Raw genomic sequence first — 12954 nt, forward strand, 5'->3', positions numbered from 1 at the left:
CGAGCAATGCGGACTGTCTGGAGGGGTATGCTCCCAGCAGTTCCAACGCGGATCCATCTACTTCGTCCCGGGATACGGGACGTTCTCCGTTGTGGGCGCCATCAGTGGCCGCTACCAGTCCCTGGGCGGCCTCAGCGGCTACCTCGGAGCCCCGCACGGTGACGAGCAGTGCGGCCTGCGGTTCGGCGGCTGCTCGCAACAGTTCACGCGGGGAAAGATCTACTTTGCGATAGGCGCCGGAACCCAGCCGGTTTGGGGCGGCCTTGGCAGTTTCTACGACTCCCGCCATTCCCAGGACGGCGTCATCGGGTACCCCGTCACGGGCGAAGCCTGCGACGGGGCCGGGAACTGCAGCCAGAGCTTCCAGTTCGGACAGCTTCAGTGGATCAACGGTGGAGGTGTCAGGTACACGATCTCCACCGCAGGGTACTGCCCCGCTTTGAACTCCGGCGCCGTGAAGTACCCGACTAACGGGGCGCAAAGGGTGTCCCTGGCGGTAGCGGACGCGTACCGGGCAACCCAGGTATCGATGCGGGCAACCCAGGTATCGATGATCACCTGCGTCCGCAGGCCCGGTGACGGGCAGTACGTGAAGGAGTGGGGCGCGATCGGCTCCGCCGGGGAGTCGGGGTTCGCCGGTCCCGGCGTGGCAACCGGCCCCACTTGGCAGGCGTTCTCGCCCACTGGTTCGTTCACGGTGACCGAAGCGTTCGGCCTCGGCAACCCGGGAACGGCCCTGTCCTACCGGACGCTGAACCAGTTCTCGCGCTGGGGCGGCAGGCTCAATGCGAACTACAATCAGTACTTCGAATCCAGCTCGGACATCTTCCCGGACGAGAACATGTGGTACTTCGCGACCCGGCCAACGCACGATTATCGTCAGGGAGTGGTCATCAATTACAACCGGCCACCGGACTCGCCAATCATCATGAACGCCGGATTCGCGATCTTCATGCACGGCAACAACAAACCCACCTGGGGTTGCCTCGCGTTCAACGATCCGGACTTGCTGCAGTTCATGCACACCGCCCAGGCCGGGGACCGGATTGTGATGGGAGTAGGCTATGAAATCTTCTGGTAGGAGCGTCCGCACCTGGGCGGTGCCACTGTCCGTTGCCCTGGCCGGGCTCTTGCTGACTGCTTGCCAGGGCGGCCCGGAGCCAAGTGGCTCAGCGGCGAGCCCGGCACCAGCCAGCGCCCCGGCCTCTCCAAAAACCGATGCCACGGCCTCCCCGGGCACCACGGCCATGGACAGCAGGATCATCGGGACCCCCGACGCGCAGGCCTGCAAAGTGCCTGGCACAGACGAGATCCGGCAAAAGCTTGGAGCCATTGCCGCGCAGATCCAGCAGGGTGTGCAATCAGTCACGGAAACCCAAGGCGTAAAAGAAACGAGTTGCACTTTCAGCTTGGTGGGTGTGCCCAACGGACAGGATCCGGATCCGGGCAACGCCCTGACCATTTCCACAACCGTGTACCCGGACACGGCTGCCTTGGGCAAAGTGGAACTGCCTCGGCTCATGATGTCCCCCAAGTCCGTCGACGGCGCAGGCGAACGGGCTTGGTACGCGCGGAACCAGTTGTCCTCGAGTACCGAGTACGTCCTTGAATCAGCTTCGAAGAACGTCATCACGAGGATCACGCTGGCCGTCCCTGTCCAAGCACCGCCGGTCGAACAGTCCCAGGACAAACTCACCTCGCTACTGCAAGCTCCCTGACGCGGGACGGCCAGCCACTTCACATGGCCGGTTTCCTTTAATTGGTTTCCTTTATTTGGCTGCAACTGCCGCCACGTCCAGGTTCAGCTCGGTGACGTTGACGGACGGCTGCCCAAGGAAGGCCTCAAGTCCGGTGACGGTTCGGCGGTCAACCATGGCCTGCACCGTCTCGGGACTCAGTCCGTGCGCCTTTGCCACCCTGGGCACTTGGAGGCGGGCGTAGGCAACCGAGATCTGCGGGTCCAGCCCTGAACCGCTCGCCGTCACGGCGTCCGCGGGGACGTCGGACTCCTTGACACCTTCCGCAGCGGCAACGGCGGCACGGTTGGCTTTGACGGCGTCGAGCAGTTTGGGATCGTTGGGTCCCAGGTTGCTGGCAGTGGATGCCCCCGGGTCCCACTTGGCCGCCGAGGGGCGGGCGTGGAACCACAGCGGGTTCTGGGTGCCGGCGTCGTTGGCAGAGACTTGCGCGATCAGGGCAGAAGCGGCGGGCTTACCTGCCGCGTCTTTCACGATGGAGCCATTGGCCTGGAAAGGCGCAACGGCCTGGCCGATACCGAAAATCGCCAATGGGTAGATCAATCCAAGGACCACGGTGGCCAGGAGCAAGAACCGAAGTGCCGTTCCTGCTTGCCGAAAATAGCCGGGAAGGGTGTTCATGGTTGTCTCCTAGCCGATGCCGGGGATGAGGGAAATGAGCAGGTCGATGAGCTTGATCCCGATGAAGGGAGCCACAAGACCGCCGAGGCCATAAATGGCCAGGTTCCGGGCCAGTGCCTGGTTTGCCGAGACAGCGCGGTACTTGACCCCCCGCAAGGCGAGCGGCACCAGGGCAATGATGATCAACGCGTTGAAGATCACCGCGGAGAGGATGGCCGAGGACGGCGAGGCCAGGCCCATGATGTTCAAGAGCCCGAGTCCGGGAAAGGCGCCTGTGAACAGGGCTGGCACGATTGCGAAGTACTTCGCCACGTCGTTGGCGACCGAGAACGTGGTCAAGGCGCCGCGGGTGATGAGCAACTGTTTGCCGATGCCCACGATGTTGATGAGTTTGGTGGGATCCGAGTCCAGATCCACCATGTTGGCAGCTTCCTTGGCAGCCGGAGTACCCGAATTCATGGCGACGCCGACATCCGCCGCTGCCAGCGCGGGGGCATCGTTGGTGCCGTCGCCCGTCATGGCCACCAGCCGGCCGTGCGCCTGTTCTTCCTTGATGACAGCGAGTTTGTCCTCCGGAGTGGCCTCGGCGACGAAATCGTCGACGCCTGCCTCTGCAGCGATTGCCTTGGCCGTGATGGGGTTGTCACCCGTGATCATCACCGTCCGGATGCCCATCCGGCGTAGTTCGGCAAAGCGGGCATGCATGCCCGGCTTGACCACGTCGGCGAGGTGGATCGTGCCGAGGACCCGGGCTCCGCCGTCGTGCCCGACGCCGGCCACCAACAGCGGGGTGCCGCCCTGGGCTGAGATTTCCCGCACCTTGCGGTCCACTTCGGCGGGCGTCTGGCCACCGGCGTCCGCCACGAACTTCGCGACGGCGGTAGCGGCGCCCTTGCGGATCTTCCGCCCGTCGAGGTCCAGGCCGCTCATCCGCGTGCTCGCGCTGAACTCGACAATTGCGAACTCTTCCGTTCCCTTCAGGAGAGCGGCAAGGTCCGGGCCGCCGACGCCCTTTTCCGCTGCGAGATCCACGATCGAGCGTCCCTCCGGCGTCTCGTCGGCAAGGCTGGATAGCCGGGCAGCCTCGATGAGTTCGGTCCGCTCGACGTCGTGGGCGGGGAAGAAGTTGACCGCGCGGCGGTTGCCGTAGGTGATGGTGCCGGTCTTGTCGAGCAGGAGGGTGGTGATGTCTCCCGCGGTCTCCACGGCGCGGCCGGAAGTGGCCAGGACATTGTGCTGCACCAAGCGGTCCATGCCAGCGATGCCGATAGCCGGCACGAGCGCGCCGATCGTCGTCGGGATCAGGCAGACCAGCAGCGCCACCAGCACGATCGGCGAGGGCGTTGCCCCCGGCAGGGAAGCGAACGGCGCCAAGCTCATGGTGACCGCAAGGAACACGATGGTGAGCGAGACAAGGAGGACGTGGAGGGCGATTTCGTTGGGCGTCTTTTGCCGAACAGCGCCTTCCACAAGCTTGATCATCCGGTCAATAAACGTTTCGCCCGCCTCAGCCGTAATGCGAACGGCGATGCGGTCCGAAAGGACCTTGGTGCCGCCGGTCACGGAGGAGCGGTCGCCACCGGATTCACGGATCACGGGCGCCGATTCACCCGTGATGGTGGATTCGTCCACGCTCGCCAGGCCCTCGATGATCTCGCCATCGGAGGGGATGACGTCCCCTGCTTCGCACATGACGACGTCGTTCTTCCGCAGTTCCGTTCCCGGCACTTCCTTGAGGGTGCCGTCCTCCAGCCGAAGCCGGGCAACGACACCTTTCCTGCTGGCCCGGAGACTGTCTGCCTGGGCCTTGCCGCGGCCCTCGGCGATGGCTTCCGAGAGGGTTCCGAAGAGCACCGTCAGCCAAAGCCAGATTGTCACCGATATGCCGAACACTGCTGGCTTGAGGATGCAGATGGCCGTGCAGAGAGCCGCCCCTACCAGCACGGTGAACATCACGGGAGAGTGGATCATCTGGCGTGGCCCCAGTTTCCGTACTGCAACCGGCAGCGCAGTCCGGACACTAGCAAGGTCCAGCTTTGCCGGTGCCTTGGTGTGGTGCTTGTGCTCTCCCGGAGTTCCCAGGGGATTTCCGTCTGCGTAGGTCCGGGCGGCGGTGTCCGTTGTGGACGGGGTCATTTGAGGAGTCCTTCTGCGAGGGGGCCCAGGGCGAGGGCAGGGAAGTAGCTCAACGCCGTCATGATCACCGTGACGGCGAGCAAGAGCGAACCGAAGAGCCAGCCATGGGTGGGCACTGTTCCGGCGAATGCCGGGATCCGGGGCTGTTTTGCCAGGGATCCTGCCAGGGCCAACACCAGCACGATGGGGAGATAGCGGCCAAGCAGCATGGCGATTCCCATCATGGTGGACAGGTAGGGGCCGGAGGTGGTGATACCGGCGAACGCGGAGCCGTTGTTGTTGGCTCCGGAGGTGAAGGCGTACAGCACTTCGCTGAATTGGTGCGGTCCGGTGGCAGGGGCGTTGGCCACGGCGTCCGGGAGAAGGACGGTGATTCCGGCCGTGGCCAGCACGATGACGGGCGTCACCAGGATGTACATGGCCGTGAGCTTCATCTCGCGTGGCCCGATCTTCTTGCCCAGGAATTCCGGAGTGCGGCCCACCATGAGCCCGGCGATGAACACGGAGACGATCGCGAGCATGAGCAGGCCATAGAGCCCCGACCCCGTGCCGCCCGGGGCCACCTCGCCGAGCATCATGTTGATCATGGCCACGCCGCCGGCCAAGGGCGGAAGCGAATCGTGGGCCACGTTGATCGCTCCCGTTGAAGTCAGGGTGGTGGCCGTGGCAAAGATGGAGCTCTGCGCCGCGCCAAAACGCTGTTCAAAGCCCTCGCCCAAACCGCCGGCTGCCGCCGTTGCCGTTCCCGCAGCGCCGGCAACGGCCCAGCCCATCAGCAAGGTGGACGCCAGCCAGAGCATGCCCATGACACCGACTACTGTGTGCCCCTGCCGCTGGTCCCCCACCATGCGGCCATAGGCGTACGGCAAGGCAGAAGGAATGAGCAGGATCAAGAAGACCTCGAACATGCTGATGAAGACGTTCGGGTTCTCAAACGGGTGCGAGGAATTGGCGTTGAAATAGCCGCCGCCGTTGGTGCCGAGGATCTTGATGGCCTCCTGGGAGGCCACCGGCCCGCCGGGGATGGTCTGGGTGACGCCTGTTGCTTGGTTGACGACGTCGGTGGACCAAAAGTTCTGCACCACACCGCCAATCACCATCACGATGGCCGCGAGCGCAGCCATCGGAAGCAGTACACGGAACGAGGTGCGGGCAAGGTCCACCCAGAAATTCCCCAGCCTGTCAGTCCGGGTGCGAGCGATGCCGCGGATCAGGGCAATCACCACCACGATTCCGACTGCGGCAGAGAGAAAGTTCTGCACGGCCAGCAGGCACATCTGTACGAAGATGCCCATGGTGGTCTCGGGGACGTAAGTCTGCCAATTGGTGTTCGTCGCGAAGGAGATGGCCGTGTTCATGGCCGTCCAGGGATCCACGCCGGCCAGGGAATTGTTCCCTGGCAGGACGCCTTGGAGCCGCTGGAGCAAGAACACCACCAGGATGGACACTGCAGAGAAGACCAGGACACTGCGCAGGTAGATCGACCAGCTCTGTTCGGCGCCGGCATCCACTCCCGCGAGGCGGTAGAACAGCCTCTCCGCCCGTGATGACTTCTTGCCGTCAAACACGAGGGCAAGGTAGATGCCCAGGGGCCTGTGCACCAAGACCAACAGCAAGAGCAGGACAACCACCTGGGTGAGGAAGGAGGCAACGCTGAAAACCATCCCGCATCACCACTTTTCCGGGTGGATCAACACGGCCAACAAGTAGCCGAACAGACACAGGCCTGAAATGAACAGGACCAACCACATCACGGCGTCCGCGCTCATTGCCCGCTCACCGGCCCATCGCCGTCGACGATTTTGCCCAGAAGGTGGGCAATCCACATCACGATCCCCATGGACACCACGAAGATCCCCACAACAGCCACGTCGGCCATTGGAACGTCCTTTCATCCGCGCCCCGTTTGCGGGGCTGATGCCAGTCAACTCCCCGGCAGACGGCGAAAATCGGTTCCTGATGGTTCCTTAACACCGCAGGGCCGAATCTTGACGGCTTCTTAACAGGCGCAAAGTGGATTCCGGGAAATCGACGTTAAGGATTCATCAAGATCGGCTTCAACCAACGAAAACACCTGTGGCCGGTGTTATGTTCAGCAATGATCGCGGTGCCTGCGCGTCGCGCGGAAAGGACACCATGACTACCTTGAGCAGGCCCCCGGCTGATCCTTCGGCCCCACGGCCCGGAGGCATGGCCTCCCTTCGGACATGGTTGCTGTTCGGACTGCAAGACTCCAAAGGATCGCACCAAGGACCTGGTGCGGTGGGCGATCCCCATCTGAAGAAGCATTCGTGGTGGCAGGTCATGTGCCTCACCGGCGTCGACTATTTCTCCACCCTCGGCTACCAGCCGGCCATCGCAGCCTTGGCCGCCGGAGTGATTTCGCCGTTGGCCACCATCGTCCTGGTGGCCGTCACGCTGCTGGGTGCCCTGCCTGTGTACCACCGCGTCGCGGGTGAAAGCCACCGTGGCGAGGGATCAATCGCCATGCTTGAGCGCCTCTTGCCACGATGGGGAGGAAAGCTCCTCGTCCTCGTTCTCCTCGGGTTCGCGGCAACGGACTTCATGATCACCATGACCCTCTCGGCCGCGGACGCCACGGCCCACGCAATCCAGAATCCACTCGCCCCGGGCTGGCTGCAGGGACAGAACATCCTGGTCACTTTGTTCCTTCTGGCCCTGCTGGCCGCAGTATTCCTGCGCGGGTTCAAGGAAGCCATCGGCGTGGCGGTGGTTCTGGTCATCGTCTATCTGGGCCTCAACGTCGTGGTCGTGTTCTCAACGTTTGTGGAAGTGTTCGCACATCCGGTCGCAGTGGGTGACTGGTGGCATGCACTTTCCACTTCGCACGGAAACCCGTTCATGGTGATCGGCATCGCGCTACTCGTTTTCCCCAAACTCGCCTTGGGCCTGTCCGGTTTCGAGACGGGAGTCGCCGTGATGCCCCAGATCCGCGGACGTGCCTCGGACACGGAGGAAAACCCTGCCGGACGGATCAAGGGAACCCGCCGTCTCCTGACCACGGCCGCGGTCATCATGAGTTCGTTCCTGATCGCCACCAGCTTCACCACCGTTGTGTTGATTCCGGACCAGGAATTCCAAACCGGCGGCCAGGCCAATGGACGGGCCCTGGCATTCCTTGCGCACCAATATCTCGGCGTGGGGTTCGGCACTGTCTACGACCTAAGCACCATCGCCATCCTGTGGTTCGCAGGCGCCTCCGCCATGGCGGGGCTGCTGAACCTGGTCCCGCGGTACCTGCCGCGATATGGAATGGCACCGGGATGGGCCCGGGCAGTGCGCCCCCTCGTGTTGGTATTCACCCTCATCGGGTTCCTGATCACCTTCCTGTTCAACGCCGACGTCGACGCCCAGGGTGGCGCGTACGCCACCGGGGTGTTGGTGCTGATGACGTCGGCCGCCGTGGCGGTGACCCTCTCCGCCCGCCGTTTGAGGCAGCGCAAGCGCACCGTCGGATTCGGCGTCATCGCCCTTGTCTTCATCTATACGACAATTGCCAACATCTTCGAACGTCCCGAAGGCATCCGGATCGCCGCGATCTTTATCGTGGGGATTATCGTGATCTCCCTGCTTTCCCGGATCCGGCGCTCGTTTGAATTGCACGCGACCCACGTCCACCTGGACCGCCAGGCGCTGGAATTCATGTCCACCAACCTAAGTGGCCCGATTGCGCTCATCGCCCACGAACCCCTCCGCCTCACCGCGGAGGCCTACCGGGACAAACTCACCTCAGCGATCGAGGTCAGCCACATTCCGGTGGATTACCAGGCGCTCTTCCTGGAAGTGATTGTGGACGATTCCTCCGACTTCGAAACCGCGCTCGAAGTCCACGGCGTGGTTCGGCACGGACACCAGATCCTCGAAGTCCACGGCCCGGTGGTCCCCAACACCATCGCCTCGGTGCTGCTGCACATCCGCGACGTGACCGGCCTCATGCCGCACATCTACTTCCGCTGGACCGAAGGCAACCCGGTCATCAATCTCCTTCGCTTCCTGTTCCTGGGCGAGGGAGAGATCGCTCCAGTCACCCGGGAAGTGCTGCGTGAAGCCGAACCCGATGTCAGCCGCCGCCCGTGGGTCCACGTGGGCTAAGCGCGGCTACAAGGTGCCTGACGGCGATGCCGTCAGGGCCGCTCAGGCACCTCGCCGTTCGCTACCGCTTCGATCCAGTCGACAGCCTCGTCCGAGAAATAGAACCCCGAAGGCCCGTTCTCACCAACCCACCAGGCATCGGAAGTAACAACACCTCCAACTTGGGCGATCTCGGCAAGCACCTCGGGGGACACTGCGTCGCCATTGTTCTCGATCAGCCATTCTTGGGTGGACGGCTTCAGCTTCGGCCACCAGTGCTCGATACTCATGGCCGAAGTCTGCCATGCCTGCCCCATTTGCTCGAGCCTTGACCGTTAAGAGAGTGCTAAATCTCCGCCCTGCCGCATATGGAAACCGTAAAGACCACCGGTGGCGGGTCCTTTCGGTGATCTGATCGAGTGAAGAATTCACGGCCACCCGGGCTGTGGACTGGTCCTCCGCAGGAGCTGACGTAAGCATGAAGCGCTCTGGCTTTACCCACGGAACGGCACCCGACACCACGGTTCCCGGCAGCAGCCCGATCGACTATGTTGTGGTCGACGACGTCGGTGATTTCTCGTACTATCCGTCCGAGGCCGCCATGCTCGACAACTTGGAATACGTTGACGAAGCAGCATGCATCCTTGACCGAGCCGGAAACGACTACCGCCTGACCATGGATAAGGACAGGCACCTGCGCCTGGGCCCTTCGTTGGGCACTGTCGAATTCAACTGGCTCCGCCAAGCGTGGACAACCAACCAACGTCGGAATATGCAGACCCACCCCTTACAACGGTTCTCCCCGGAAACGTTGGAAGCCCTCCTTGCCGGATTGTTTGAAATGCTTTACCTCGAACAATCCGGCAGGACCACGGATGCGCCGTGGGTGTTGGAGGTGGATGGCGAAGTAACCCATCCTGCGACGCTCCAAGAAGTCAACGGCCTCCTCACACGCGAGGATCACCTCGAACGAGTCACGGTGCATGACCCATTCGGCCACGACTATCAGCCAATCCGACACGCAGGGCACCGCTTCTCCTTTCCCACCGGGAGGTCCATCTACTACGTCGAGGTTCCTGGGAGATTCAAGCGGGACGGCGTCCACCACTGAGGCCACCCGCACGGCACGCAAATACTTCTCCGCACTTGCGACATGAATCGTCTGCACGCGCCACACAGTAGGCATGAAGATCCAAACAGCGGCTGCGGTGCCCGTCGCGGATGGCATGTGGCTGCTTCTGACCCGGTGGCGGGACCAGAGCCTCGTTGCGCAGCTCAGGACGCGGCAACCGGCACGCGGCGATTTGCTTCGTCAATAGACGCGATCCCCGAACCGATGGAGCCTTCCGAGAACGACGTCGTCGACCAAGTGCCCGTCCGCGGGCGCCACCGGGCCGAACCACTGAGGAACAAATGGCTGATCACCCTTTTCGCGAGAAAAGATTCCAAACCTGCGTCATAAATTCCGGGTCCGCCCACTGTGTCTATATGGTCGGAAATATTTATGCTCGCAGGGAAGCCGGTAATGGCGCCTAGTACTACCTCTTCAATGGCCGACGCTGTTAGCGACAGTGAAATAATCGCCATGGTCCGCGGTGGAAACCTGGATGCGTATGACGGGCTGTACGCTCGCCATGTTTCCATCGCTTCTACCGTTGCCCGCAGGAACGTTGACAACCTCAGCGATGCCGACGACGTCGTCGCCGAAGCATTCCGGTCGGTCCTGCAGAGCCTTGTCGAGGGCAAGGGGCCTGAGCAATTCTTCCGTGGGTACCTGTTGTCCACGGTGACCAGGCTTTCCCATCATAGGAACCGGAATGCCCGCCGCGCCCTGCCGACCGCCGACGAGGCTGTTCTTGACCACAAAATGACACCCGGGGATCCGGTCGTCCAGGCTTTCGAATCCCATACCGTGGCCCGTGCCTTCCGATCACTGCCGGAACGATGGCAATCGGCCCTGTGGTACCTGGACGTGGAACGGATGAAGCCCGCCGTCGTCGCTCCGATCCTCGGGCTCTCGCCCAACGCTGTCTCCGCACTGGGCGTGCGCGCGAGGGAAGGATTGCGCAAACAGTATTTGCAGATGCACGTCAGCGAGACTCCGCAAGGCACCTGCACGAAAGTCGTACCCCAGCTCGGATCCTATGTTCGCGGGGGCTTGTCCAAACACGCCGAGGCAAAGGTCCGGGATCACCTTGACGAGTGCGCCAAGTGCACGGCCGTGCTGCTGGAGCTCAGGGACGTGCAGGCAACCATGCAGGCCGTGCTCCTGCCATTGATGACAGGCGTCCCGCTGGCAGCATGGGGAAGCGGCGCCTCGGGGCTGGGCATTGCAGGGCAGTTTCCTTCAGCGTCGGTGGCATCCGGGATGACCCGGATCTCACAGCCTCTATTGATGTCTATCCTCGCTGGCCTCGCAGTAGGGCTGGTCGTGGCAGGGGTCGGTTTTGTCCAGGTCCTGGGTGGCCAGCCGGCGCCGCAGGGATATCAGGATGCGCAGATACAAACAACCGGGTCTGCCCGGCCGACGCCGGCGCCGTCCCGAGACCAGTCCCCCACCCCTGTTGCCTCCGAAGCGCTCCCGCCGCTTCCTGCGCTGCCGGACGAAGCGGCGACGCCTGTGATCACCGAATCCTTCTTTGCGACACCGGCGCCGGCACGAGGGCCCGCGCCAGCCAGCACACCATTACCCATTGCCGTTCCCGTGCGGACCCCGGCTCCCACGCCGACGCCGACGGCAAATCGCGGGAAGATCAGCGGTACAGCGAGTCGGACAGACACGGGTGCGGACCCCACGACGGCGACGCTCGAGACCGTCTTCACCCTGTCCCGAGGAATCGGGAATGCCACAGCCGACTTCTCGATCAACGCGCCCGGCACAATTTCAAGCGGATCCGTTACTGCCCCCTCGGGCTGGAGTTGCTCGGCGAAGCCACTGGATCCTTCCGGCATCAGTTGCACCACAAATTCGGCACAACCCGGCGAACTGACCTTCCGGCTCAACGTCACCGTCGTGAACCAGGGTGTCCACACCTTGACGTATGGCCTGAGTGGAACCGGGATTGCAACGAGCACATTCCGCTACGACTTCTGACAGATCAATCGGCCCAAATTAGACCCTGACGCGCGGAACACCAAGCTGAGGGAAGACCACCGCCCCGTCGTCGGGCTCGAAGATGTGAGCTAGCGTCGGCGAAAACACCCCCAAAAGTGAGCGGGGGTCCGGACTAGGCCTACGCCGGCGGGGCGGTGGATTCGCGGACCACAAGGTGCGTGGCGAGTTCCACGCGCCGCGAGTCCAATGCGTCACCGCGCATTTGGCGGAGCACGAAGCGCAGGGCGGCACGGCCCATCTCCTGCAGCGGCTGGGATACGGACGTCAGCGGCGGCACCGATTCCTCTGCTTGGTAGGTTCCGTCGAATCCCACCACGCTGATGTCCTCCGGGATGCGGATCTTTTGCCGCCGCGCCTCGGCGAGCACACCCAGGGCGATGCTGTCGCTTGCGGCAAAGATGGCCGTTGGGCGCTCTTCGAGTTGAAGCAGGGTTTTCATTCCCGCCACCCCGTTCTCGGAGCGGAAGGGCCCTGACAGGATGTAACGCTCCTCGACGGGCACACCATTCGCCATCAGCGCCGCCATGTAGCCGTGGAGACGGGCCTGGTTGCACTCGGCGCCTTCCGGGCCACCCAGGTAGGCGATCCGGCGGTGCCCTAGATCCAACAGGTGCGCCGTGGCGGCCTTGCCCCCGGCCCAGTTGCTGGCACCGACGCTGACCACGTCACCCGGCGGCGGGTTGAGCGGGTCGATGACCACGATGGGTATCTGCCGCCGTCGAAATGGATCCAGCTGGGCCGAACTGAACGCCGAGGTCACCACGATCATGCCGCTGCGGCCTTCGTCGACGATCCGCTGCGCCCGCTGCTCGAGGCTCAGCTTCGACGCCGACTGCTGGCCGGTGATGTTGAGCAGGACTTCGACGTCGGAGGCGGCCGCGTGCTCCAGCACACCGTTGAGCACTTCCACCCCATACGCCGAATTCAAGGTATCGAACACAACCTCCACCACGGGCCGGCGGCCGGCGGTGTTCTTTCGCTGAAGCGGCGACTTGTATCCCGTCCGCTCCAAGGCGGTCAGAACTTTGGCGCGCGTGTCAGCTGCAACATCCTCGCGCCCATTGACCACCTTCGAGACGGTCGGCATCGAGACGCCCGCTTCCCGGGCAATGGCGGCCAATGTCACCTTGGCGGAACTTTCACTGCTGGCCATGGATCCTCAACTCTTTCGAAATATTTCGCTGACACAAGTGTGGGCGGCGAGGCAAGCAGAGTCAATCGCCATTTCGTAAA

10 protein-coding genes and 1 pseudogene are annotated in these 12954 nt (G+C 63.1%); 5 read left to right on the forward strand and 6 right to left on the reverse strand.

Features of this window, described 5'->3' with window-relative positions; all coding sequences use genetic code 11:
* Window positions 1-1081 (forward strand): annotated as a pseudogene (locus tag AC3WJM_RS06920) (hypothetical protein); the annotation flags it as partial.
* Window positions 1065-1718 carry a hypothetical protein gene (locus tag AC3WJM_RS06925; protein WP_492271469.1) on the forward strand — a complete coding sequence of 218 codons (654 nt, stop codon included), beginning with the start codon at window positions 1065-1067 and terminating at the stop codon, window positions 1716-1718. The pseudogene AC3WJM_RS06920 and the gene AC3WJM_RS06925, both read left to right, overlap by 17 nt.
* Before the next feature lie 51 nt (window positions 1719-1769).
* On the opposite strand, the gene kdpC is transcribed toward AC3WJM_RS06925, so the two are convergent.
* Genes kdpC through AC3WJM_RS06945 form a run of 4 tightly spaced genes read right to left on the reverse strand, consistent with a single transcriptional unit; the run spans window position 1770 to window position 6283 of the window.
* Window positions 1770-2378 (reverse strand): K(+)-transporting ATPase subunit C, encoded by a 609-nt coding sequence (kdpC, locus tag AC3WJM_RS06930; RefSeq protein ID WP_059388763.1) that lies wholly within the window; start codon window positions 2376-2378, stop codon window positions 1770-1772.
* Window positions 2379-2387: 9 nt separating this feature from the next.
* Window positions 2388-4514, reverse strand: coding sequence for a potassium-transporting ATPase subunit KdpB (kdpB, locus tag AC3WJM_RS06935; protein WP_492271470.1), 2127 nt, complete (start codon window positions 4512-4514; stop codon window positions 2388-2390).
* Window positions 4511-6178: a potassium-transporting ATPase subunit KdpA gene (kdpA, locus tag AC3WJM_RS06940; RefSeq protein ID WP_492271471.1), complete on the reverse strand. Its 1668-nt coding sequence runs from the start codon at window positions 6176-6178 to the stop codon at window positions 4511-4513. The genes kdpB and kdpA overlap by 4 nt, the downstream gene beginning before the upstream one ends.
* Window positions 6179-6184: 6 nt before the next feature.
* Window positions 6185-6283 carry a potassium-transporting ATPase subunit F gene (locus AC3WJM_RS06945; RefSeq protein ID WP_113990652.1) on the reverse strand — a complete coding sequence of 33 codons (99 nt, stop codon included), beginning with the start codon at window positions 6281-6283 and terminating at the stop codon, window positions 6185-6187.
* 367 nt (window positions 6284-6650) lie between these two features.
* Between AC3WJM_RS06945 and AC3WJM_RS06950 the strand changes: the two genes are divergently transcribed.
* Window positions 6651-8627 carry an APC family permease gene (locus AC3WJM_RS06950; RefSeq protein WP_059388766.1) on the forward strand — a complete coding sequence of 659 codons (1977 nt, stop codon included), beginning with the start codon at window positions 6651-6653 and terminating at the stop codon, window positions 8625-8627.
* A gap of 32 nt (window positions 8628-8659) precedes the next feature.
* Here the strand turns inward: AC3WJM_RS06950 and AC3WJM_RS06955 are convergent, their stop codons facing one another.
* Complete coding sequence (locus AC3WJM_RS06955) at window positions 8660-8923, reverse strand: hypothetical protein (protein ID WP_253257304.1); 264 nt, start codon at window positions 8921-8923, stop codon at window positions 8660-8662.
* A gap of 161 nt (window positions 8924-9084) precedes the next feature.
* On the opposite strand from AC3WJM_RS06955, the gene AC3WJM_RS06960 reads away from it, so the two are divergent.
* Both AC3WJM_RS06960 and AC3WJM_RS06965 read left to right on the forward strand, forming a co-directional pair.
* Window positions 9085-9717, forward strand: coding sequence for a hypothetical protein (locus AC3WJM_RS06960; protein WP_492271472.1), 633 nt, complete (start codon window positions 9085-9087; stop codon window positions 9715-9717).
* Window positions 9718-10131: 414 nt separating this feature from the next.
* On the forward strand, window positions 10132-11700 hold the full coding sequence (locus AC3WJM_RS06965) for a zf-HC2 domain-containing protein (protein WP_492271473.1): 1569 nt from the start codon (window positions 10132-10134) through the stop codon (window positions 11698-11700).
* Window positions 11701-11839: 139 nt separating this feature from the next.
* On the opposite strand, the gene AC3WJM_RS06970 is transcribed toward AC3WJM_RS06965, so the two are convergent.
* Entirely contained in the window at window positions 11840-12874 is a 1035-nt protein-coding gene (locus AC3WJM_RS06970; RefSeq protein ID WP_284988916.1) for a LacI family DNA-binding transcriptional regulator, read from the reverse strand.
* Window positions 12875-12954 lie beyond the last annotated feature (80 nt).

This window comes from Arthrobacter sp. FW306-1B-G06A (assembly GCF_058781765.1).